Here is a 23383-nt window from a genome sequence, read left to right as displayed (position 1 = left end):
CCTCGCTGCCGGTGCAGCCCGCCGAGGCGCGGGCGCGGCTGGCGGAGATGCTGGGCCCCGGCGCCGAGCAGCGGCCGGGACAGGCCGACTACGCCGCCGCCGCCGCCGCCGCGTTCGCCCCGCGCGAGACCCGCGGCGACCCGCATGTGGTGCTGGCCGAAGCCGGCACCGGCACCGGCAAGACGCTCGGCTACATCGCCCCCGCCAGCCTGTGGGCCGAGCGCAACAAGGGCCCGGTGTGGATCTCCACCTTCACCCGCCACCTGCAGCGCCAAGTGGAAAGCGAGCTGGCCCGGCTGATCCCCGACCCGGAGACGCGCCGCCACCGCGTGGTGGTGCGCAAGGGGCGGGAGAACTACCTGTGCCTGCTGAACCTGGAGGACGCCGTCGTCGCCGCCGGCAATGCCGCCCCGTCGGTGATCCCGCTGGGGCTGGTGGCGCGCTGGGCCGCGGCCACGGCGGACGGCGACATCCAGGGCGGCGACCTGCCGGGCTGGTTCGCCGAGCTGTTCGGCGCCGGCATGACCCTGGGCCTCGCCGACCGGCGCGGCGAGTGCATCCACGCCGGCTGCCCGCATTGGCGCAAATGCTTCGTGGAGCACACCATCCGCCGCGCCCGCACCGCCGAGCTGGTGGTGGCGAACCATGCGCTTGTGATGGCGCAGGCGGCCTGGGGCGGCATCGACGACAACACCGTGCCGGTCCGCTACGTGTTCGACGAGGGCCACCACGTCTTCGACGCCGCCGACAGCGCCTTCTCCGCCGAATTGTCGGGCGTCGAGACGGCGGAGCTGCGCCGCTGGTTGCTGGGCGCCGAGGGCGGCCGGTCGCGCGCCCGCGGCCTGCGCCGGCGCATCGAGGAGCTGGTGGCCGAGCGGCCGGAGCTGCAGGCGCCGCTGGACGCAGCCTTGCAGGCCGCCCGCGCCCTGCCCGCCCCCGGCTGGGCCACCCGTCTGGGCGCGGACCAGCCGGAGCTGGCGGGCACCGAGCCGGGCCGGGCCAACCCGGCCGAGGCGTTCCTGGGCGCGATTCGCCGCCAGGTGCTGGCGCGCAGCCAGGGCGACGGCGAGCTGGCCCGCAGCGGCGCGTTCGAATGCGACCTGTATCCGGTGCAGCCCGACCTGCCCGCCGTCGCCGAGCATCTCGGCCGAGCGCTGGCGCGCATCGAGGCGCCGCTGAAGACGCTGGCCGAGCGCCTCGCCGCCCGGCTGGAAGACGAGGCGGAGGCGCTGGACGAGGCCACCCGCAACCGCATCGAGGCCGCCTGCCGGTCGCTGAAGCGCCGCGCGCTGGATGCGCTGTCGGCGTGGCAGGCGATGCTGCGCGCCACCGCCGGCGCACCGCCCGAACCGGGCATGCGGCCGGAGCACGTGCTGTTCCTGCGTCTGGATCGCCGCGACGCCGGCGACCGGGACGTGGGCCTGCACCGGCACTGGCTGGACCCGACCATCCCCTTCGCCGCCACGCTGGCGCAGCCGGCGCAGGGGCTGCTGGTGACGTCGGCCACCCTGCGCGACACCGGGGCGGACGATCCCGACACCGCCTGGGCGATCGCGGAGGGCCGCGTCGGCGCCACCCACCTGCCCTCGCCCGCCATCCGCGTGGCCGTGGCGAGCCCGTTCGACTACGCGGCACAGACCCGGGCCTTCGTCATCACCGACGTGAACGCGCGCGACATCGCCCCGCTGGCCGCCGCCTACCGGGCGCTGTTCCTGGCCGCCGGCGGCGGCGCGCTCGGCCTGTTCACCGCCATCACCCGGCTGCGCGCCGTGCACGCCCGCATCGCCCCGGAGCTGGAAGCCGCCGGCATCCCGCTGCTGGCCCAGCATGTGGACGCGATGGACAACGCCACCCTGGTGGACGTGTTCCGCACCGAGGAGGAAAGCTGCCTGCTGGGCACCGACGCCATGCGCGACGGCGTGGACGTGCCCGGCCGCGCCCTGCGCCTGGTGGTGTTCGAGCGCGTGCCCTGGCCGCGCCCGGACATCCTGCACCGCGAGCGCCGGGTGCACCTGTCGGGCGGCGACCCCGCCGGGTTCGACGACCGGGTGGTGCGCTTCCGCCTGCGCCAGGCGTTCGGCCGGCTGATCCGCAGCGCCACCGACCGCGGCGTGTTCGTGCTGCTTGACCGGCAGACCCCGTCGCGGCTTTTGTCGGCGTTTCCGGCCGGGGTTCAGGTGCGCCGCCTCGGCCTGGCGCAGGCGGTGGAGCAGACGCGCGCCTTTCTGGCGTAACTTTTTCGTTTGTCACGTTTTTGTATCGGCATCGACAAGCGAAGATGGTGCATGCGAGCTTCTGTACAAAATGCAACAGGGGCGGTGATGCCAACGGGGACTGAACCTTCTGGAAACGAAGCGATGGAGCGCCGGTTCGTGCAGGTGCCGTCGGGTCCCGATCACGTTTTCATGTTGACATTGACAGCCTGTGGCGCGGCTTGCATTGCGGCCGACACGGCGGGGACGATGCACAACAATCCCGAAGTGAGCGGGCTGGCCTGAATGCAGTCTTCGTCTACGGGGCTTGCCTTGGCGGCCCGATCGCCGGACGGTCCTCGCTCGATGCGCATCCGTCCCGATTCGTTCGCCTTCACCGTGCTGATCGGCGCTCTGGTCGGATTGCCGCCGCTGTCGATCGACATGGGATTGCCGGCGCTGTCGCAACTGCAGCCGGCCCTGGGCGCCACGCCGACCCAGGCGGCGCTGACGCTCAGCTTCTTCATGGCGGGGTTTGCCCTCGCCCAGATCGTGCTGGGGCCGTTGTCGGACCGTATCGGGCGGCGGCCGGTGCTGCTGTGGGCGATGGCGCTGTACACGCTGGCCGGCGCGGCCTGCGCCGCCGCAGCGTCGATCGAGATGTTGCTGGCGTGCCGATTCGCTCAGGGCGCCGGGGCTGCCGGCGGCGTGGTGCTGGCCTTCGCCATCGTCCGCGACCTGTTCGAGGGCAATGCCGCGCGCATCCGCCTGTCCACCATCAGCATGGTGTTCAGCCTGGCCCCGGTCATCGCGCCCACGCTGGGCGGCTGGATGCTGGCCCTGGGCGGCTGGCGGGCGATCTACGCCACCCTCACCATGACCGGGCTGATCCTGACCCTGGCGGTGGCGATGGGCCTGCCCGAGTCCCGCAGCGCGGCGCCGTGCGCGCCCTACACCGCGGTGCTGCGGCAGCGCCGCACGGTCGGCTACGGCGTGGTCGGCGCGCTCAACCTCGGCAGCATCTTCGCCTTCGTGGCCGCCTCGCCGCTGGTGCTGCTGGACACCATGCACCTGTCCACCGCGCAGTTCGGCCTGGTGTTCGGGGTGATCACCGCGGGCATCATCGCCGGCGCCTGGGTCAATGGCTGGCTGGTGAAGCGCGGCGTGTCGCCGGGCCTGCCGCTGGGCGGCGGGCTCGTGCTGTCGGCGGTGGCGGCGATCGCCGGCACGGTCCTGGCGGCCCTCGGCCATCTCGACCTGCTCGTGCTGGTGCCGCTGCTGGTGGCGTCCACCTTCTGCCGCGGGCTGGTCAGCCCGAACATCACCCATCTCGCGCTGGAACGCGTGCCGGACATGGCCGGCGCCGCCTCGGCCCTCACCGGCAGCCTGCAGATGTTCAGCGGCGCGCTGTCGGGCCTGATCGTCGGTCTGATGTTTGCCGCCTTTGGTCCGGGCGGGATGTGCGCCACCATGGCGGCGTTCGCGGTGCCCTCGGTAGCCGCGTGGCTGGTGATCCGACGGAGATAGAGATGCCTTTCGACAGTGTGAGCCTTCTCGCCGCGGGCGCCGCCCTGCTGGCGCTGGCGACGCTTGTCGTCGTGCTGCGCCAGGGCAGCGCCCAAAGCGACGCGCTGCAACGCCTGCGGCTGCTGGCCGAGCAGGCACTGGCCAGCCAGCGCAGCGAGGCGGAAACCCTGCGCGCCACCCTGGCCGAAACCGAGCGCGCGCTGACCGCCGCGACATCGAGCGCCGGCGGCCAGTTGCGGCTGGAGGTGCTGGGCGCGCTGGGCGAAATGCGCACGGCGCTGGACACCCGCCTGCGCGAGCTGCGCGACGGCAACGAGGCCCGGCTCGCCGCCATCCAGAACACCGTGGCCGAGCAGCTGCAGGCGGCCATGGAGCGGCAGGCGACCGCCGGCGGCCAGTTGCGCGTGGAGTTGACCACGGCGATCGCGGACATGCGCACCGCGCTCGATCTGCGCCTGCGCGAAATGCGCGAGGGCAACGAGGCCAAGCTGGCGGAAATCCAGAAGACCGTGAACGAACAACTGCACGAAGCGGTGGAGAAGCAGATGACCACCAGCTTCGCCCGCGTCACCGAGCAGTTCGCGGCGGTGCAGAAGGCGATGGGCGACGTGCAGGCCGTGACCGCGCAGATCGGCGACATCAAGCGCCTGTTCGGCAACGTGAAGACCCGCGGCGGCTGGGGCGAGACCCAGGTGCGCGCCATGCTGGACGACGTGCTGCCGGCCGGCGCCTACGAGACCAACTGGAAGCCGCGGCCGGATTCGGACGACACGGTGGAGTTCGCGGTGATCATGCCGATGCGCGGCCCCACCAAGGTGCGGCTGCCGGTGGACGCCAAGTTCCCGGTGGAGGACTACGAGCGCATCCTGGAAGCGGCCGACGCCGGCGACGCCGAGGCCGAGCGCGTCGCCCGCCGCGCCCTGGAGAAGCGGGTGCGCGACGAGGCGAAGAAGCTCGCGGCCAAATACATCAACCCGCCGGCCACGGTGGAATTCGCGGTGATGTACCTGCCCACGGACGGGCTCTACGCCGAAATCGCCCGCATGCCCGGCCTGATCGACGACCTCGGCCGCAGCCACCGCGTGCTGGTGCTGGGGCCGAGCCTGTTCCCGGCCCTGCTGCGCACCATCCATCTCGGCCACGTGACCCTGGCGCTGGAGCAAAAGGCCGACGAGATCGGCAAGCTGCTGGGCGCCACGCGCAACGAGATGATGAAGATCGACGACGTGCTGGAGCGGCTGGGCAAGCAGGCGGGGACGTTCAGCACCACCATCGAGAAGGCCCGCGTGCGCACGCGCGCGGTCGGGCGGGTACTGCGCGGCGTGGAAGCGATCGACGCGCCCGAGCTGCTGACGCTGGACAACGAAACCGAGGACGACCCGGAAACCGCCTGAAGGCGGGAACAGGCCGGGCTGGAAGGCCCGGCCTAGTGTTGGTTACGCTTGAACGCGAATGGCGCCGCCGGTCAGCCCCGGCGCTTGCGCCGCGCCAGGGCCAGGCCAAGCAGGCCGGCGCCGAGGACGCTCATGGTCGCGGGTTCCGGCACCGCGTTCACCGTGATGCTGTTCGAAGCGACCACGACCGGTTGTTCGCCGATCGTGCTCACGGTCAGATCGAATATATAGGAGTCGTACGCATTCGGATTGAACGGCAACGACGCCGTCGTGAACGCCAGGTTCTCGGAGTTCTGGGCGCCATCGAGGCCGTCGCCGGCGTAGGTCGCGTTGTCGGGAATGGCGAGCGGGTTGAAGGTGAACGAGGTCAATGTGTTGGTATCGGTCACCGTCAGCGCGACCACGTAGGCCGCGTTGAGCCCGCCCAGCGTCAGTTCGCCGGTCGCGAGCAGCGAGAACTCGTAGTTCCACAGCGCCCGCCCGCCCCCATCGGCGCCGATGGGCGCGCTGTAGATGCTGGTGTCGCCGCCATCCGGCGTAATGACCGTGCCGCCGCGGATTTTCGCGCGTTGGCCGAGCTCGAGCGTTCCACCGTCAAGTTCGAACGTCGTGACGTTGAATCCGCCATTGACGTTGCCGGTGCCGAAATACACGCCCGGGGGGGCGGTGACATTCGAGTTGGTCTGCGCCTGGGCCACGCCCGTCATCGCCAAGACACCTGCTGCGAGCACGATCGCTCCGGCCAGAGGCCCCATCGTCTTCGACATCCGCTTCCGTCTCCCGTCGTCCTGAACGCGCCCGCCAACCGCCAAACTGTTCGACCGTGGCGACGCGCACCGCACCCGCAACCGACCCGCCGCCGTCTTCGCGTCGCCGCAAACAGCAAGCCCGCCGATAACAGGATCGTAATAAGCAAGATGCGTGCCAAAGACGAAACGGGCGCGATTTCAATATCTTGTCGAGAACTCGATACGGAAAGCCATTCTGGTTGTTAAATTTTCCGACAACCGGCCGGTTTCCGACGAAGCGGCCAGCCGCGGCATTGTTAGGGAAATGTCACGAATCCAGCGGGTTACCCGGCAAGGCGCGGGAAATCGCGGGTGTAAAATCCATGTTATCGTTGTGCCTCAGCGGCAAAGTCCGCGCGCAAGGGGCAACGGGCCGGCGCCAGCACGCCGGCCCGCCTTCGCCGCTACCGTGGAATGATCCCGCGCCCGCGCAGGGCGTCGATCACCTGGTCGGCCAACCGCTCGGCGCTGGCGTCGGTCGTCACCAGCCGCAATTCCGGCGTTTCCGGCGCCTCGTAGGGCGCATCCACCCCGGTGAAGTTGCGGATCTGCCCGGCATCGGCGCGCTTGTACAGCCCCTTCGGGTCGCGGCGCCGGCATTCTGCCACCGGCGTGTCCACGAACACCTCGATGAACTCCCCGTCCTCGAAGCGCTCGCGCGCCGCGTCGCGGTCCGAGCGATAGGGCGAGATGAAGCTGACCAGCACGATCAGCCCCGCCTCCACCATCAGCTTCGCCGCCTCCGCCGCGCGGCGGATGTTCTCGATGCGGTCGGCCTCGGTGAAGCCGAGGTCGCGGTTCAGCCCGTGGCGGACATTGTCGCCGTCGAGCATGGCGGTGTGCCGGTCCAGCGCGTGCAGCTTCTGCTCAACGATGTTGGCGATGGTGGACTTGCCGGCGCCGGACAGGCCGGTGAACCAGATCGTCGCCGGACGCTGCCCCTTCAGCGCCGCGCGCGAGGCCTTGTCCACTTCCTGCTTCTGCCAGATCACGCCGCCGGCCGCGGCCGACACGCTGTCGATCATGCCGACCGCGACGGTGGCGTTGGTCAGCCGGTCGATCAGCACGAAGCCGCCGAGATCCTTGTCGTCGGCATACCGCTCCAGCGCGAGCGGGGCGCCGAGGGCCACGGTCACATGGGCCACGTCGTTCATGTTCAGCGTGTCCGCCGGAACATGCTCGTAGCTGTCGATGTCGATGCGGTGGCGGATGCGCGTGATGTTGGCGGCCACCGTGGCGGTACCGAGCTTGAGCAGATAGCCGCGGCCCTGGAACAGCGGCGCCTCGCTCAGCCACACCATGTTGGCGTCGAACCGGTCGGTCACCGGCACCGGCACACCGCCCGCCAGCACGTCGCCGCGGGAGATGTCCACCTGTTCCTGCAAGGTCAGCGTCACCGCGTCGCCGGCGCCGGCCTGCTCCAGGTCGCCGTCCATCGTCACCACGCGCGCCACCGTCGCGGCAACGCCTGAGCGCGCGACAGTCACCTGGTCGCCGGGGCGCACGCTGCCGCACGCGACGGTGCCGGCATAGCCGCGGAATTCGGCATCGGCGCGGTTCACCCATTGCACCGGCATGCGGAACGGCCGCGGCCTCGGATCGGCCACATCCACGCTTTCCAGATGGTCGAGCAAGGCCGGCCCGTCGTACCACGGCGTCTGCGCGCTGGGCACGGTGATGTTGTGGCCGAACCGCGCCGAGATCGGGATCGCGGTGACGGCGGCGAAGCCGAGGTCGCGCACCGCGTGCTCGAACGCCGCGCGGATCTCGTTGAAGCGGGCCTCGCTGAAATCCACCAGGTCGATCTTGTTGACCGCCAGCACCACGTGGCGGATGCCCATCATCGACACCAGGAAGGCGTGCCGGCGCGTCTGCGTCAGCAGGCCGTTGCGCGCGTCCACCAGCAGCACCGCCAGCTCGGCATTGGCCGCGCCCGTGGCCATGTTGCGGGTGTACTGCACATGGCCGGGCGTGTCGGCGACCATGAAGCGGCGGCGGTCGGTGGCGAAGAAGCGATAGGCGACGTCGATGGTGATGCCCTGCGTGCGCTCCGCCTCCAGCCCGTCCACCAGCAGGGCGAAGTCGACGTCCGTGCCGGTGGTGCCGTGCCGCGCCGAATCGCGCTCCAGGGCGGTGAGCTGGTCGTCGAGGATCTGGCCGGCCTCGTGCAGCAGCCGCCCGATCAGCGTGGACTTGCCGTCGTCGACGCTGCCGCAGGTGAGGAAGCGCAGCAGGCCGATGCGCGCCTGCTGGGCGAGAAACGCGTCCAGTCCGGCATTGGTCAGCAGTCCCGCGTCCATCAGAAATAGCCCTCGCGCTTCTTCTTCTCCATGGAATCGGCCGCGTCGCGGTCGATCAGGCGGCCGCCGCGTTCGCTGACGCGGGTCGCCAGCATCTCGGCAACGATATCCTGCAGCGTCGTCGCGCCCGATTCGATGGCGCCGGTCAGCGGCCAGCATCCCAGCGAGCGGAACCGCACCCGCCGCAGCACCGGCGTCTCGCCGGGGGCGAAACGCATGCGCGCGTCATCCACCACCAGGATCGTGCCGTCGCGCGTGACCGTCGGCCGCTCCTTGGCGAAATACAAGGGCACGACTGGCAACTTCTCCAGCATGATGTAGTGCCAGATATCCAGCTCGGTCCAGTTCGACAACGGGAACACGCGCACCGACTCGCCCTTGTTCACGCGCCCGTTGTAGAGGTTCCAGAACTCCGGCCGCTGGTTCTTCGGGTCCCACTCATGCGTCGCGGTGCGGAACGAGAAGATGCGTTCCTTGGCGCGGGACTTCTCCTCGTCGCGGCGCGCGCCGCCGAAGGCCGCGTCATAGCCGCCGGCGGCCAGCGCCTGCTTCAGCGCCTCGGTCTTCATCATCAGCGTGTAGTAGGCGCTGCCGTGGTCGAACGGATTGACGTTCTGCCGGCGGCCTTCCTCGTTGGTGTGCACGACGAGGTTCAGGCCGAGCCGGGCCACGGTGGCGTCGCGAAACTCGATCATTTCGCGGAACTTCCACAGCGTGTCGACATGCAGCAGCGGGAACGGCGGCTTGGCCGGATAGAAGGCCTTCATGGCCAGGTGCAGCATCACCGTCGAGTCCTTGCCGATCGAATACAGCATGACCGGCGCGCGGCATTCCGCCGCCACCTCGCGGATGATGTGGATGCTCTCGGCTTCGAGCCGGCGCAGATGCGGGGAATCGACAGTCATGAACGGCGCTCAGCTTCCTGCGTTGATGCGGCGGATGGTGTTGGTGGTGCTGAACCCTTCCTCCAGGGGAATGAGCTCGACGCGCCCGCCATGCGCCTGCACGATGTCCGCGCCCACCACCTGGTCGAGCCGGTAGTCGGCACCCTTGAACAGCAGATCGGGCTTGATCGCCTCGATCAGGCGCCCGGGCGTGTCCTCCTCGAACAGCACCACGAGGTCGGCCGACGCCATCGAGGCCATCACGGTGGCGCGCGCCGTCTCGTTCTGCACCGGCCGCTCCGGGCCCTTCAGCCGGCGCACGCTGTCGTCGCTGTTGAGGCCCACGACCAGACGGTCGCAGGCGGCGCGGGCACGGGCGAGCAGGCGGACATGGCCGGGGTGGATCAGGTCGAAGCATCCGTTGGTGAAGCCGATCCGCAGCCCAGCCTGGCGCCACGCGGCGATTCGCGCCAGCGCAGTGTCCAGGTCGGCGACCTTTTCGTCGATGGCCAGCAGTTCGCCGCGATGCAGCGCCTCGTACAATTCGGTGTGCGTCACGCTGGCGGTGCCCGGCTTGCCCACCACGATGCCGGCCGCGGCGTTGCCCAGCCCCGCCGCCTCGTGCATCGGGGCCCCCGTGGCCAGCGCGATGGCGAACGCCGTCACCAGGGTGTCGCCGGCGCCGGAGACGTCGGCCACCTCCTGCGCGCGGGTGGGAATGTGCAGCGGCGGCACGCCGCGCCGCACCAGGGTCAGCCCTTTCTCGGAGCGTTTCACCAGCACCGCGTCGGCCCGCGCCTGCTCCAGCGCCGCCATGCCCGCCGCGGCCGCGCCGGCATCGTCGCCGGCGGACAGGCCGGTGGCGCGGGCCGCCTCGGCGGCGTTCGGCGTCAGCACGCAGCCGGCGGCATAGGCGCCGAAATGCCGGCGCTTGGGGTCGATCACCACCATCCGGCCCGCCGCATGCGCCAGCGCGATGGCGCGGGCCAGCACCGCGTCGGTCAGCGCGCCCTTGGCGTAGTCGGACAGCACAACGATGTCGCAGCCCGGCAACGCGGCCGCGTAGGCGGCCAGGATGTCCGCCTCCAGCGCCGGCTCGATCGGGGTGGTGACCTCCTCGTCCAGCCGCAGCAGCTGGTGCGCGCCGGACATGAAGCGGGTCTTGACCGTGGTCGGCCGGCCGGGCGCGCGCACCAGGCGGTCGGTGACGGCCGGGGTCTCGCCCAGCACCGCGCCGATCTCGGCACCCGCCGCGTCGTCGCCGATCACGCCCACCAGCACCGCCCGCGCGCCCAGCGCCGCCGCGTTCTGGGCCACGTTGCCGGCCCCGCCCAGCACGCGCCGCGCGCCCTGGGCGCGCAGCACCGGGATCGGCGCCTCGGGCGAGATCCGCCGCACCTCGCCCAGCACGTAGCGGTCCAGCATGACGTCGCCCATCACCAGAACGGTCCGGCCTGGGAACAACGGCAGATGGTGGGCAAGGGCGTGCTCGGCCCCGGTCGCGGTCATGGCACCAGTATGCGCTCGTGCAGGGGTCAATCGGGTCGGTCCGGCGGTCGAGGGAATGCGGACGCCTTATAGAAGAGAGGCCGGCCGAGGCATAGACCGCGGCCGGCCAGTCGGGACCGGGGGCGCAGGGGGGAACAGGATCCCCGGTCCAGCCCGGCCCGCAAGGGGGGCCGGTATTCCGGCGATCTCGTTCGGCAACAAACGGCATCCGTGGCCGCGCCGCCTTGATTCATGTCAAAGCCGGGGCGGGGCCGGCCCTGCCATGCTCGCCGCCATGGACATCGCCGAGCTGATCGCGAAATACGACGCGCCCGTGCCGCGCTACACCAGCTATCCCACCGCGCCGCATTTCTCCGGCGATGTCGGCGTCGCCACATACGGCGCCTGGCTGCGGACGCTGCCCGATGCCGCCGTGTCGCTGTACCTGCACGTGCCGTTCTGCGCGCAGCTCTGCTGGTTCTGCGGCTGCCATACCACGGCCACGCGCAGCATCGCGGCGCTGGACGCCTATGCCGACCTGCTGCTGCAGGAGATCGACCTGGTCGCCGCCGCGATCGGGCGGCGGATCGCGGTGTCGCATGTGCACTGGGGCGGCGGCACGCCCACGGCGCTGCCGCCGGCGCGCCTGATCGAGATCATGCAGCGCCTGCGGGCGCGCTTCGCGGTGCGGCCCGACGCCGAGATCGCCGTGGAGATCGATCCGCGCACCGCCGACGCCGCCGCGCTGGATGCGCTGGAAGCGATGGGCTGCACCCGCGCCAGCCTGGGCGTGCAGGATTTCAACGAAAAGGTGCAGGCCGCGGTGAACCGCCGCCAGTCCTTCGAGACCACGCGCGCCTGCGCCCGCGGCCTGCGCGCGCGCGGCATCGCGGCGCTCAACCTCGACCTCATCTACGGCCTGCCGTTCCAGACCGAGGCGAGCGTGATCGCGACGGCGATGCAGGCGATGGACATCGACCCGGACCGCATCGCCGTGTTCGGCTACGCGCACGTGCCCTGGATGAAGCGGCACCAGACCCTGCTGCCGGCGGAACACCTGCCCGACGCCGCGCAGCGCTGGCGGCAGCGCCAGGCGATCGAGCAGGTCATCACCGCGCGCGGCTGGCACGCCATCGGGCTCGACCACTACGCGCGGCCCGGCGACGGCCTCGCCACCGCCGCGGCCGGAAAGACCATGCGGCGCAACTTCCAGGGCTACACCACCGACGCCGCGCCGGCGCTGCTGGGGCTCGGCGCCTCGTCCATCGGCGCGCTGCCACAGGGCTATGTGCAGAACGCGGCGGCGGTTCCGGACTACCGCGCCCTGGTGCGCGCCGGCACGCTGCCGACGCGGCGGGGCATCGCGCTGACCGACGAGGACCGGCTGCGCCGCGACGTGATCGAGCAGATCATGTGCCACGGCCGCGTCGACCTGGACGCCACCGCGGCCCGCCACGGCGCCGACCCGGCCCCGCTGCATCGGGCGGCGCCGGCCTTGGAGGGGCTGGCGCAAGACGGCCTGGTGGCCTGGGACGGGCGCGTGGTGAGCGTGCCCGAAGCGGCGCGGCCCTTCCTGCGCACGGTGGCGGCCACGTTCGACCTCTATCTCCGCCCCCAGGCCGCGCGCCACGCCAGCGCGGTCTAGTGTCCTGCCCCCGAAGTTCGCCGCCTGTTGCGGCGGACGTAGGGGACAAGCAGGCCACTGAAAACAAAGGGCTCGTGTCCTGCCCCCGAAGTTCGCCGCCTCTTGCGGCGGACGTAGGGGACAAGCAGGCCGCTGAAAACAAAGGGCTCGTGTCCTGAATCCGAGGTTCGCCGCCTACGCGAACTTCGGATTCAGGACACGAGCCGCCGCCCCGCGCGGCGCGGACACGCAGTTCTGAACCGCGTCCTGCGCGTGACGGAAACATAATGCGCTGGTGGCTTGATCGGGCGCGGCGCCTCCCGCACGCTCACGCCGGAACCAAGGAGACCGACATGCTCGCCCGAACCGGACTGGACCCGCAGGAAGCCCTGGTGTGCACCATGGTGCTGGTGGCTGCCGCAGGCGGGGGCGGGATCAGCGACCGCGAGATCGGCGTGATGTCCGGCCTGGTGCAGACCCTGCCCGCCTTCCGCGACTTCTCGCGCGTGCGACTCGACGTCGCCACCACCGCCGCGGTGGACCTGCTGCGCGAAGACGAGGGCCTGGTCCACGCCGCCGAGATGATCCGCACCGCGCTGGAACCGCGACTGCGGGAAACCGCCTACGCGCTCGCCTGCGACGTGATCGCCGCCGACCGGTTCGCCGACCAGGAGTCGCTGCGCATGCTGGCCTTCGTGCGCGACGAACTGGAACTGGACGGGCTGGTGGCCGCGGCGATCGAGCGCGGGGCGCGGGCGCGGCATCAGAAGATATAGAGGGCAAGGCGAGGGGCTTTGCCCCTCGACCCCAGTCAAGTCCGTCGCGCGCCTTCGCGCGATGCGCAGAGCCTTGACAATCCGCGACTCTCTTGGCTGCTGATGCAGCCAAGAGAGTGACGGTTTCAAAAGGCCCCCGGCCTTTTGCGGGTGCAGGGCAGAGCCCTGCCTACTTCCCTTCCAGCACCCACTCCCTGAACAACGCCAGATCGATATTCCCCCCGCACAGCACCACGCCGCAGCGCCGGCCGGCAACGACGGCGCGTTCCTGCAGCAGGGCCGCGAGCGGCGCGGCGCCCGCGCCTTCGGCGAGGTTGTGGGTATCGGTCCAGTAGGCGCGGATGGCGGCGGCCACCTCGTCGTCGGTCACGGTCACGATGCGGCTGGCGCCCTGGCGGATGATGGCCAGGGCGCCGGCATCGGGCTGGCGGGTGGCCACGCCGTCGGCTTTCGTGTCGGCGCGCGGGATCTCCACCACGTGGCCGGCGGCGAACGACAGGGCGTAGGCGGGCGCGCCGGTGCTTTGCACGCCGACGATCTCGGTCTTCAGGCCCAGCAGGTCGCGCGCCATGATGGCGCCGCAGATGCCCGAGCCCAGGCCGATCGGCACGTACAGCAGGTCCAGCGCCGGCGCGGTGCGGAACAGCTCCAGCGCCCAGGTGGCCACGCCCACGACGAGATCGGGATGGAAGGACGGGGCGAATTCCAGACCCTCGGCCTCCGCCAGCGCCCGGGCATTGACGCGGGCGGCGTCGAAATCCTCGCCGTGCTCGATCAGGCGGGCGCCCTGGGCACGCATCGCCGCGTTCTTCTCGACGCTGTTGCCGTGCGGCACCACGATGGTGACGGCGACGCCGGCGCGGCCGCCGGCGTAGGCCAGGGACTGGCCGTGATTGCCGCGGGTGGCCGAGACGATGCCGCGCACCTGCGGGCGGTCGCGGCGCAGCCGGTCCATGTAGGTCACGCCGCCCCTCACCTTGAAGGCGCCGGTGGGGGTGTGGTTCTCGTGCTTCACCCAGACCTCGGCGCCGGCGCGCGCCGCCAGCAGCGGCCAGGCGTAGGACGGGGTGGCGGGAAAGGCCGCGTGCACCAGATGGGCTGCGGCTTCGAGCTCGGCGAGCGTGAACATGGCGGCAGGTTCGCCCGGAAACGCGCAAAAGAGAAGGGCCGCCCCCGGTTTCCCGGCGGCGGCCCCCTTGCCATTCGTGAAGCGGCCCCGAAAGGCCGGTCGCGTCAGGCCATGTGCAAGTCAGGCCAGCTTCAGGTTGGTGGCGGCGGCCTTGCCACGCTCCATCGCCACTTCATAGCTGACCTTCTGGCCGTCATTCAGGCCCTTCAGGCCCGCCGCCTGGACTGCGGTGATGTGGACGAACACGTCCTTGCCGCCGTCCTGCGGCATGATGAAGCCGAAGCCCTTGGTGGCGTTGAACCACTTCACGGTACCGATGGCCATAATCGAAGTCTCCTTGGTGATCTCACGTGAGAACTCTCACGCTTGTCTGGGGTGGTGGGTGGATATCCCCGGGAACGGATGGATCCGGCCCGGGGGGGTGGGGGGACTGCAAGGGGCCGACACGGTCTCGGCAAGTGCGACCCATTGCAGGTGGTGGGTCCGAAAAGCAGATAGCTCCCGCCAAGCGCGGCGCGTGATTACGGAACCACACGCTGCGATCAACGAGAGTCGGCCAATCCCGGAACGTCTGCTACGGAACGAATCCGCGTCAGGCGAGCTTGAGGTTGGTGGCAGCGGCCTTGCCGCGCTCCATCGCCACATCGTAGCTGACCTTCTGACCTTCGTTCAGGCCGCGAAGACCGGCTGCCTGGACTGCGGTGATGTGAACGAAAACGTCCTTTCCGCCGTCCTGGGGCATGATGAAGCCGTAGCCCTTGGTGGTGTTGAACCACTTGACAGTGCCGATAGCCATAGCTGCGTCTCTTTCTCCGCCTCAGGCGCCGCGCAACAGCGCGCGACACTTCAGACAACCGGGCCTTTGGACGTGTCTTGAAGGCACCCGAGACAGCCGGAGGCGCAGCAAGCCTAGCCAAAATGCGATTGCACTACAGAGTTGACGCAGAAACCACTAACGAAGTCAATCGGAACAGTAAGAGCAGATATGATAACAACACCGACAGCCACCGTTTCAAACCCGGAAGGGGCAAACCGCCCGGGCGCCCCGGCCAGGCACGGAAAAAGGGCGGGCCTTGCGGCCCGCCCTTCCCCATCCGCCGGAACGAGATGGATCAGAAATCCATGTCGCCCATGCCGCCGCCCGGAGGACCGCCCGCGGGGGCCTTCTTCTCGGGCTTCTCGGCGATCATCGCCTCTGTGGTGATCAGCAGGCCGGCGATCGAGGCCGCATCCTGCAGCGCCGTGCGCACGACCTTGGTCGGGTCGATGATGCCGGCCTTCACCATGTCCTTGAACTCGCCGCTCTGCGCGTCGAAGCCCCAGTTGTACTCGTCCTTGTCCAGCACCTTGCCGGAGATGACCGCACCGTCCTCGCCGGCGTTCTCGGCGATCTGGCGCATCGGCGTCAACGCCGCCTTGCGCACGATCTCGATGCCGTGCTTCTGGTCCTCGTTGTCGGCCTTCAGCTTGGCCAGGACCAGGCTGGCGCGGGCCAGGGCGACGCCGCCGCCCGGCACGATGCCTTCCTCGACCGCGGCCCGGGTCGCATGCAGCGCGTCGTCGACGCGGTCCTTGCGCTCCTTCACCTCGACCTCGGTGGCGCCGCCGACGCGGATCACCGCCACGCCGCCGGCCAGCTTCGCCAGACGCTCCTGCAGCTTCTCGCGGTCGTAGTCGCTGGTGGTCTCTTCGACCTGGGCGCGGATCTGGTTGCAGCGGCCCAGGATGTCGGCCTTCTTGCCGGCACCCTCGACGATCGTGGTGTTCTCCTTCTCGATCAGGACCTTCTTGGCCTTGCCGAGCATGTTGAGCGTCACCGTCTCGAGCTTGATGCCGAGGTCTTCGCTGATCACCTGGCCGCCGGTCAGGATGGCGATGTCTTCCAGCATCGCCTTGCGGCGATCACCGAAGCCAGGCGCCTTCACGGCCGCGACCTTCAGGCCGCCGCGCAGCTTGTTCACCACCAGGGTGGCCAGGGCCTCGCCCTCGACGTCCTCGGCGATGATCAGCAGCGGACGGCCGGACTGCACCACCGTCTCCAGCAGCGGCAGCATCGGCTGCAGGCCGGACAGCTTCTTCTCGAAGATCAGGATGTACGGCTGGTCCAGATCGGCGACCATCTTCTCCGCGTTGGTGATGAAGTACGGAGACACGTAGCCGCGGTCGAACTGCATGCCCTCGACGACGTCGAGCTCGGTCTGGATGCCCTTGGCTTCCTCGACCGTGATCACGCCCTCGTTGCCGACCTTCTGCATCGCTTCGGAGATCATCCGGCCGATGTCGGCCTCGCCGTTCGCCGAGATCGTGCCGACCTGGGCCGTCTCGGCCTGGGTGGTGATCTTCTTCGTGCGCTTCTTCAGCTCGTCGACCAGGGCGTTCACCGCCTTGTCCACGCCGCGCTTCACGTCCATCGGGTTCATGCCGGCGGCAACCGCCTTCGAACCCTCACGGACGATCGACTGGGCGAGAACGGTGGCCGTCGTGGTGCCGTCGCCGGCGAGGTCGTTGGTCTTCGAGGCCACTTCGCGCACCATCTGCGCGCCCATGTTCTCGAACTTGTCGGCCAGCTCGATCTCCTTGGCGACGGTCACGCCGTCCTTGGTGATCCGCGGCGCGCCGAAGCTCTTGTCGATGACGACGTTGCGGCCCTTCGGACCGAGGGTCACCTTCACCGCGTCGGCGAGGATGTCGACGCCGCGCAGCATGCGCTGGCGGGCATCTCCACCAAAACGAACGTCCTTGGCAGCCATGTGTGTGTCTTCCTTGTCTAGTTCAGATCAGTCACGGGCGAAGCGGAACTCAGGCGGCCTTCTTCTTGCTGGCCGTGCCCTCGATGATGCCCATGATGTCGGACTCCTTCATGATCAGCAGCTCCTCGCCGTCGATCTTGACCTCGGTGCCCGACCATTTGCCGAACAGGACGCGATCGCCCGCCTTCACATCGAGGGCGACAACCTGACCCTGTTCATTGCGCGCGCCGGCGCCAACGGCCACCACTTCGCCTTCCATCGGCTTTTCCTTGGCCGTGTCGGGAATGATGATGCCGCCCGCGGTCTTCTCTTCGGCGTTCAGCCGACGGACCACGACCCGGTCATGCAGGGGACGGAACTTCATACGGATCGCTCCTGATTGGTGCTTGCGAGACAGCGCACATCCACCGCTGCCCCTGGGATTGTTAGCACTCCCGCATGGGGAGTGCCAGCGGTCTAAGGACTTGTGCGAAATGTGTCAAGAGCCCGGCAGCAGTCGCAGAATGCGAGTGCCAATTATCTGATTTAATTACGTTTTTTCTTGCACTTTCCAGGGACTCCCATGGCATGCTCACGCCATCCGCGCGGCAGTCGCGGAACCCCGGGACACGGAAGCGCTTACCACAACGGTGCGGAGAAAGGTCTGACAGAACGGAGGGTCCAAATGCAGGCTCACACCCAGCTGCAACGTCAGCTTCAGGGCTACCGCCTGACCACGGCGGAGATCCTGTACCACCTCCCCGACCATCCGGCGGTGCTGCAAAGCTATATCTGGCAGGAACTGGACATGGCCCCGCGCTATCCCGTGCTGCACAGGTTCCTGGATTTCTGGACCCGCGAGATCGACGGGCGGCTGCATTCCGTGCGCGTGGCCAGCGTGGGCATCATCGGCCCGGCGGAATGGCGCCACACCCAGCACCTGATCCAGCTGCATTAGAGTCGGCATTTCGACTCTCCTCGAAATATCGTTGACAGCCTCCGTCCGGACGTCCTAGTTTCGAGTTTATTCGAAACGTCAGGGTGACCGATGGACAGTTCCCAGGCCGTGCAAGCCCTCAGCGCCCTCGCGCACGACACGCGCCTGGCGCTGTTCCGGATGCTGGTCGAACGCGGACCCGACGGACTCGCCGCCGGGGTCATCGCCGAGCGCCTGGGCATGCCGCCCTCGTCGCTCACCTTCCATGTGCAGCACCTGCACCGGGCCGGGCTGATCACGCAGCGGCGGCTCGGTCGCCAACTGATCTACGCCGCCGACTTCACCGCGATGAACGGCCTGGTGGGCTATCTCACCGAGAACTGTTGCGGCCAGGATTCGGCCATCTGCGCCCCGGCCTGCCGCCCCGAAGCAGCCGGCGTGGCGGCGCGCCCCGGGCAGCGGAGCGCGTGAAGCCATGCCGGCCGGCGTTCACAACGTGCTGTTTCTCTGCACCGGAAACACCGCACGCAGCATTCTCGCCGAGGCCCTGCTGGATCATTGGGGCAAGGGGCGGTTCAAAGGCTACAGCGCCGGCAGTTTCCCCAAGGGCGCGGTCAACCCGCTCGCTCTCAAGCTGCTCGACCGGATCGGGTTGCCGACGGCGCATTTGCGCAGCAAGGGCTGGGACGAATTCGCCGCATCGGGCGCGCCGCAGATGGATTTCGTGTTCACCGTGTGTGACCAGGCAGCGGGCGAGCTGTGCCCGGTCTGGCCCGGCCATCCGGTCACGGCACATTGGGGAATCCCGGATCCCGCGGCGGTCGACGGCTCGGAGGTGGAGCGCATGCTCGCTTTCTGCGAGGCCTTGCGCATGCTCGAACATCGGATCCGGTTGTTCGTGAGCCTGCCGCTGCCCGCGCTTGACCACGCGGCGCTGACCCGCAAAGTCCAGGAAATCGGCCGGCCGCATGGGGACACGGCCGAGCGCGAAGCCTCGTGACCACGCCTGCCACAACCTGCCACGCGCCCGCGCAAGCCGTTGCCGCCGAGTTCGTGGCCACCGCCTTCCTGCTGATGGCGATCGTCGGTTCCGGCATCATGGCGCAGCGTCTCGCCGGCGGGAACGCCGCCGTGGCGCTGCTCGCCAATGCCATCGCCACGGGCGGCGCGCTGGTTGCCCTGATCCTGGCGTTCGCTCCGAGTTCGGGGGCGCATATGAACCCCGCCGTCACCCTCGCCGCCGCCCTCACCGGCGGGCTGCGCTGGCGCACGGTGCCCCCCTATGTTGCGGCACAGGTTGCCGGGGGCATCGCCGGCGTCTGGCTCGCGCATGTCATGTTCGACCTGCCGGTGCTCCAGCTTTCCGCGCAGGTGCGCCACGGGACCGGCCAGTGGGTTGCCGAGGCGATCGCCACCTTCGGCCTGCTTGCGACCATCTGGGGTTGCCGGGCCCATCCGGCGCCGGTCACGGCCTTTGCCGTGGCGGCCTATATCACCGGCGCCTACTGGTTCACCGCGTCCACCTCGTTCGCCAATCCGGCGGTGACGCTCGCCCGCAGCCTGACGGACAGCTTCGCCGGAATCCGCCCGGCCGATGCGCCTGCGTTCATCCTGGCGCAGTTCGTCGGCCTGGGGCTCGCGCTGCCGCTGCTGCGCCGGCCCGCCGGCGGCACCGCGCACTGCCGTTGACCGAGACAGCGAAGACAGAAAGGACAACGCCATGGAAACGAACGAACTCAAGGATATGGTTCGCAGCCGCTACGGCGGCATCGCGGCCGGAACCATGTCCGATTGCTGCGCGCCGGCGGCCTCGTCCTGCTGCGACGCTTCGGCGGCACCCGTCGCGGACAGCAAGTCCCTGCAGATGGGCTACTCGGCGGCGGAACTGGCCGCCGTGCCCGAAGGTGCCAATCTCGGCCTGGGCTGCGGCAACCCGCAAGCGATCGCGGCGCTGAAGCCGGGCGAGGCCGTCGTCGATCTCGGCAGCGGCGCCGGCTTCGATTGCCTGCTGGCGGCCAGGCAGGTCGGCCCCGGCGGCCGCGTGATCGGCGTCGACATGACGCATGAAATGCTGAAAAAGGCGCGCGAGAACGCGGCCAAGGTCGGGGCCACCAACGTGGAATTCCGGCTCGGCGAAATCGAGCATCTGCCGATCGCCGACAACACCGCTGACGTGGTCCTCTCGAACTGCGTCATCAACCTGGTCCCGGACAAGGCGCAGGTGTTCCGCGAGGCGTTCCGCGTGCTGAAGCCAGGCGGGCGCCTGGCCATCTCCGACGTCGTCAACACGGCGCCGCTGCCGCCCGATCTGGCTGGCGACCATGCACTGATCTGCGGCTGCGTCGTTGGCGCCGCGCCGGCACGCCGGATCGAGGCGTGGCTCGCCGACGCGGGCTTTGCCGATATCCGCGTCACCGTGAAGCCGGAAAGCCGCGAGCTGATAAAGACCTGGGCGCCGGGCCGGGGCGTCGAGGACTACGTGGCCTCGGCCATCGTCGAAGGACGCAAGCCCGCGGCATAGGCGGCGGGGCGAAGCGCCCCCCGCCTCACCCCTTCTTCACGTTCCAGAACTTCACGAAGCCCGGCAGCACCCCGGTCACGTCCCGGCGCACCACCGTCGGCAGGAACACCTGCGCCACCGGGATGTAGGGAACGTCCTTCCAGGTCTGCAGCTGCAGGTCCCGCGCCACCGCCTGCCGCGTCGCCTGGTCGGGGGCGTTGAACCAGGCCTGGTACAGCTCCTCGATGCGCGGGCTGTTCGGCCAGCCGATCCAGGCGTCCTTGCCGTTGGCCCGGATGGCCGGCGCCACGGTCGGGTCGAGGAAGAAGTCGCCGTCGGCACTCACCGCGAACAGGTTCCAGCCGCCGCGCTCCGGCGGCTGCTGGCTGGTGCGGCGCTGCACCACGCTGCCCCAGTCCTGCGCCTGGTAGTCCACGTTGAAGCCCATCTTGCGCAGCAGGTCGGCGGCGACTTCGCTGGCGGCGTTGGTCACCGGGCTGTCGGTGCCCACCAGCATCACCACGCGCTCGCCCTTGTAGCCGGCCGCAGCAAGCTCGCGCTTCAGCGCGTCGAAGTCGGTGCGGCCGGTGAACGCCTCCATTCCCGCCTCGCTCGCCATCGGCGCGCCCGGCAGGAAGATGCCGAGCTTGCCGCCCCACAGCGACGGGTCGGAGCCGCCGCTCGCCTGGGTGAAGTCCGCCTGGTTGATCGCGGACAGCACCAGGCGGCGGATCGCCACGTTGTCGAACGGCGGATACAGGTGGTTGAACTGCAGGAAGGCGATGGTGCCGGCGCGGTTGGTGACCTCCACCTTCAGGTTGCGGTCGCGGTGGGCGGCGGGGATCAGGTCGGGCAGCGGGCGTTCCCACCAATCCACCTCGCCGCGCTGGATCGCGCCCAGCGCGGTGGCGGCATCCGGGATCACCTGCCACTCCACCCGGTCGAAATGCACGACCTTCGGCCCGCAGGACAGGCCCGGCGTGCCGCTTGGCCGCGGCACGTAGCCGTCGAAGCGCTCATAGACCACGCGCGCGCCCGGCACCCGCTCGCCGGCCACGAAGCGGAACGGCCCGCTGCCGACCATCTCCTTGATCGCCACGCCGGGCTCGGCCGGGATCAGCCGCTCCGGCATGATGAACGGCGCCCGCGGCACCGTCTTGGCGAGCGCCAGCGGCAGCAGCGGGAACGGCTTGCGCAGACGGAAGCGGATGGTGCGGTCGTCCGGCGCTGACAGCTCGTCGGTCGCCGCCATCAGCGTCTTGCCGAACGGGTCCGTCCGGCCCCAGCGGCGCAGGCTGGCGACGCAATCCGCGGCGCGGACCGGCTCGCCGTCATGGAAGCGCAACCCGTCGCGCAGCGTCAGGATCCAGGTCTTGCCGTCGTCCTCGGTGCGGTGGCCCGCCACCATCTCCGGCACCGGCTCGCCCTCGGCGGTCAAGCCGTACAGCGTGTCGAACACCATGAAGGCGTGGTTGCGGGTGACGGTCGCGGTGGTGATGGTCGGGTCCAGCAGCGCGAGGTCCCCTTGCGGAATCACCCGCAGCACGCGACTCGCCTGGCCGAGCGCCAGGCTCGGCGCCGCCAGCGTCATCATTCCGGCCGCCAGAAAGTTGCGACGCCTCATCTGTTCCGTCTCCCCCCGAACCGCCGGGCCGCCCCGGTTGGCCGCCCTATATCATGCCGGCCGAATCCGTCCACCGGGCGCGGCCAGCGCGGGCTTTGACACCGGCCGCGTGTTCGCCGCACTCATCGCCGCCGGCGCAGCATGAATGGAGCGAGCCCCATGTCCGAACCCGTCCTCTCCGATCCCGCCGCACCGGGACCGCTGCGCGGCATCCGCGTGCTCGAATTCAGCCACATGATCATGGGGCCGAGTTGCGGCATGGTGCTGGCCGATCTCGGCGCCGACGTGGTGAAGGTCGAGCCGGCGCCGGAGGGCGACAACACCCGCCGGCTGACCGGCGCCGCGATCGGCTTCTTCCCCACCTACAACCGCAACAAGCGCAGCGTCTGCATCGACCTCAAGCGCCCCGCCGGGCTGGCGCTGGCGCGCAAGCTGGCCGCACAGGCCGACGTGATCGTGGAGAATTTCCGGCCCGGCGCGATGGACAAGCTGGGCCTCGGCCATGCCGCGCTGTCGGCGCTGAATCCGCGCCTCGTCTACTGCTCCTGCAAGGGCTTCCTGCCCGGCCCCTACGAGCACCGCGCGGCACTCGATGAAGTGGTGCAGATGATGGGCGGCCTCGCCTACATGACCGGCCTGCCCGGCAAGCCGCTGCGCACCGGGGCGTCGGTGAACGACATCATGGGCGGCGTGTTCGCCGTGGTCGCGATCCTGGCGGCCCTGCGCGAGCGCGAGGCCACCGGGCGCGGCGGCCTGGTGCAGTCCGGGCTGTTCGAGACCAACATGGTCCTGGTGGCGCAGCATATGGCCCGCGCCGCGATCGAGGGCCGCGACCCGCCGCCGTTCGGCGACCCCAACATGGGCAAGCCGTGGCCGATCTACGACGTGTTCGACACTGCGGAGCCCGGCGCGCAGGTGTTCGTGGGCGTGGTCACCGACACGCAATGGCGCGGGTTCTGCGACGCCTTCGGCCTCGCCGACCTGCTGGCCCATCCCGACCTCGCCACCCAGGCCCACCGCGTCGCCGCGCGCCCCTGGGTGATCCCGCGCGTGGCCGAGGTGTTCCGCACGTTCACCAAGACCGAGCTGATGGCGCGCTGCGAGGCCCTCGGCCTGCCGTTCGCCCCCATCGCCCGCCCGGCGGAGCTGTTCGACGACCCGCACCTCCTCGCCTCCGGCGGGCTGCTGCCGGTCGAACTGGCCGGCGCCGAGGGTGCGCCGGACGGCAAACCGGTCCAGGCCGTTGCCGGCCTGCCCGGCCTCCCGGTCTCCCTGCCCGGCGGCCGCCTGACGCTGCGCCGGCAGCCGCCACGGCCCGGCGAGCACGGCATCGAGATCGCGCGGGAAGCCGGTCTTCCCGAGCAGGAGATTGCGGCGCTCGTCGCGGATGGCACGCTGTCCGCGCCGGACCCGGACGCCGCGGCGGCCGCGGACTAGAGCGTGATCGCCACAGGTGGAATCACACGGAGGCGTGAATCACGCGACAAAACA

General features: G+C 69.9%; 21 protein-coding genes. 11 read left to right on the top strand and 10 right to left on the bottom strand.

Annotation, left to right across the window (positions count from 1 at the left end):
• The 3 genes from OL599_RS21040 to rmuC all read left to right on the top strand — a co-directional run.
• Positions 1 to 2234, top strand: a 2234-nt coding sequence (locus tag OL599_RS21040; RefSeq protein WP_264715947.1) for an ATP-dependent DNA helicase, incomplete at its 5' end; no start/stop codon positions are given.
• Positions 2235 to 2558: 324 nt separating this feature from the next.
• On the top strand, positions 2559 to 3719 hold the full coding sequence (locus OL599_RS21035) for a multidrug effflux MFS transporter (RefSeq protein WP_264715945.1): 1161 nt from the start codon (positions 2559 to 2561) through the stop codon (positions 3717 to 3719).
• Between the two features lie 2 nt (positions 3720 to 3721).
• Positions 3722 to 5113, top strand: a complete 1392-nt coding sequence (gene rmuC / locus OL599_RS21030) for a DNA recombination protein RmuC (RefSeq protein ID WP_264715943.1) — start codon at positions 3722 to 3724, stop codon at positions 5111 to 5113.
• A gap of 71 nt (positions 5114 to 5184) precedes the next feature.
• Here rmuC and OL599_RS21025 read toward each other — a convergent pair whose 3' ends face one another.
• The 4 genes from OL599_RS21025 to rfaE1 form a co-directional block, all read right to left on the bottom strand.
• On the bottom strand, positions 5185 to 5880 hold the full coding sequence (locus tag OL599_RS21025) for a PEP-CTERM sorting domain-containing protein (protein WP_264715941.1): 696 nt from the start codon (positions 5878 to 5880) through the stop codon (positions 5185 to 5187).
• Between the two features lie 425 nt (positions 5881 to 6305).
• Positions 6306 to 8201 carry an adenylyl-sulfate kinase gene (gene cysC / locus OL599_RS21020; protein ID WP_264715939.1) on the bottom strand — a complete coding sequence of 632 codons (1896 nt, stop codon included), beginning with the start codon at positions 8199 to 8201 and terminating at the stop codon, positions 6306 to 6308.
• Positions 8201 to 9106 (bottom strand): sulfate adenylyltransferase subunit CysD, encoded by a 906-nt coding sequence (gene cysD, locus OL599_RS21015; RefSeq protein ID WP_264715938.1) that lies wholly within the window; start codon positions 9104 to 9106, stop codon positions 8201 to 8203. The genes cysC and cysD overlap by 1 nt, the downstream gene beginning before the upstream one ends.
• Before the next feature lie 9 nt (positions 9107 to 9115).
• Positions 9116 to 10594 (bottom strand): D-glycero-beta-D-manno-heptose-7-phosphate kinase, encoded by a 1479-nt coding sequence (gene rfaE1, locus OL599_RS21010; RefSeq protein ID WP_264715936.1) that lies wholly within the window; start codon positions 10592 to 10594, stop codon positions 9116 to 9118.
• A 274-nt stretch (positions 10595 to 10868) separates the two neighbouring features.
• On the opposite strand from rfaE1, the gene hemN reads away from it, so the two are divergent.
• Both hemN and OL599_RS21000 read left to right on the top strand, forming a co-directional pair.
• Entirely contained in the window at positions 10869 to 12218 is a 1350-nt protein-coding gene (gene hemN / locus OL599_RS21005; RefSeq protein WP_264715934.1) for an oxygen-independent coproporphyrinogen III oxidase, read from the top strand.
• A 332-nt stretch (positions 12219 to 12550) separates the two neighbouring features.
• Complete coding sequence (locus OL599_RS21000) at positions 12551 to 12973, top strand: tellurite resistance TerB family protein (protein WP_264715932.1); 423 nt, start codon at positions 12551 to 12553, stop codon at positions 12971 to 12973.
• A 169-nt stretch (positions 12974 to 13142) separates the two neighbouring features.
• Here the strand turns inward: OL599_RS21000 and OL599_RS20995 are convergent, their stop codons facing one another.
• From OL599_RS20995 to groES, 5 genes are all read right to left on the bottom strand, one after another.
• Positions 13143 to 14102, bottom strand: a complete 960-nt coding sequence (locus tag OL599_RS20995) for a threonine dehydratase (protein WP_264715930.1) — start codon at positions 14100 to 14102, stop codon at positions 13143 to 13145.
• Positions 14103 to 14222: 120 nt separating this feature from the next.
• Positions 14223 to 14426 carry a cold-shock protein gene (locus OL599_RS20990; protein WP_264715928.1) on the bottom strand — a complete coding sequence of 68 codons (204 nt, stop codon included), beginning with the start codon at positions 14424 to 14426 and terminating at the stop codon, positions 14223 to 14225.
• 268 nt (positions 14427 to 14694) lie between these two features.
• A complete protein-coding gene (locus OL599_RS20985) occupies positions 14695 to 14898 on the bottom strand; it encodes a cold-shock protein (RefSeq protein ID WP_150044621.1) in 204 nt (67 codons plus the stop codon).
• A 316-nt stretch (positions 14899 to 15214) separates the two neighbouring features.
• On the bottom strand, positions 15215 to 16852 hold the full coding sequence (gene groL / locus OL599_RS20980) for a chaperonin GroEL (RefSeq protein WP_264715922.1): 1638 nt from the start codon (positions 16850 to 16852) through the stop codon (positions 15215 to 15217).
• Positions 16853 to 16901: 49 nt separating this feature from the next.
• Positions 16902 to 17216 carry a co-chaperone GroES gene (gene groES, locus OL599_RS20975; RefSeq protein ID WP_264715919.1) on the bottom strand — a complete coding sequence of 105 codons (315 nt, stop codon included), beginning with the start codon at positions 17214 to 17216 and terminating at the stop codon, positions 16902 to 16904.
• A gap of 300 nt (positions 17217 to 17516) precedes the next feature.
• On the opposite strand from groES, the gene OL599_RS20970 reads away from it, so the two are divergent.
• The 5 genes from OL599_RS20970 (at position 17517) to OL599_RS20950 (ending at position 20289) form a co-directional block, all read left to right on the top strand.
• Entirely contained in the window at positions 17517 to 17789 is a 273-nt protein-coding gene (locus OL599_RS20970; RefSeq protein WP_264715918.1) for an usg protein, read from the top strand.
• Between the two features lie 90 nt (positions 17790 to 17879).
• Positions 17880 to 18239: an ArsR/SmtB family transcription factor gene (locus tag OL599_RS20965; RefSeq protein ID WP_264715917.1), complete on the top strand. Its 360-nt coding sequence runs from the start codon at positions 17880 to 17882 to the stop codon at positions 18237 to 18239.
• Between the two features lie 4 nt (positions 18240 to 18243).
• On the top strand, positions 18244 to 18768 hold the full coding sequence (locus tag OL599_RS20960; protein WP_264715915.1) for an arsenate reductase ArsC: 525 nt from the start codon (positions 18244 to 18246) through the stop codon (positions 18766 to 18768).
• Positions 18765 to 19457, top strand: coding sequence for an aquaporin (locus OL599_RS20955; RefSeq protein WP_264715913.1), 693 nt, complete (start codon positions 18765 to 18767; stop codon positions 19455 to 19457). Before OL599_RS20960 ends, OL599_RS20955 begins: the two co-directional genes overlap by 4 nt.
• A 31-nt stretch (positions 19458 to 19488) precedes the next feature.
• Positions 19489 to 20289 carry an arsenite methyltransferase gene (locus tag OL599_RS20950; RefSeq protein WP_264715911.1) on the top strand — a complete coding sequence of 267 codons (801 nt, stop codon included), beginning with the start codon at positions 19489 to 19491 and terminating at the stop codon, positions 20287 to 20289.
• Between the two features lie 25 nt (positions 20290 to 20314).
• On the opposite strand, the gene OL599_RS20945 is transcribed toward OL599_RS20950, so the two are convergent.
• A complete protein-coding gene (locus OL599_RS20945) occupies positions 20315 to 21892 on the bottom strand; it encodes an ABC transporter substrate-binding protein (RefSeq protein ID WP_264715909.1) in 1578 nt (525 codons plus the stop codon).
• A gap of 159 nt (positions 21893 to 22051) precedes the next feature.
• Here OL599_RS20945 and OL599_RS20940 point away from each other — a divergent pair, with 159 nt between their 5' ends.
• Positions 22052 to 23329, top strand: coding sequence for a CaiB/BaiF CoA transferase family protein (locus tag OL599_RS20940; RefSeq protein WP_264715907.1), 1278 nt, complete (start codon positions 22052 to 22054; stop codon positions 23327 to 23329).
• The last annotated feature ends 54 nt before the right edge of the window (positions 23330 to 23383 follow it).

This window comes from Limobrevibacterium gyesilva (assembly GCF_025989185.1).
GTDB classification, from domain to species: Bacteria; Pseudomonadota; Alphaproteobacteria; order Acetobacterales; family Acetobacteraceae; genus Limobrevibacterium; species Limobrevibacterium gyesilva.
The sequence above is the reverse complement of the archived record's forward strand: the minus strand, read 5'-3'. Positions and strand labels throughout refer to the sequence as shown.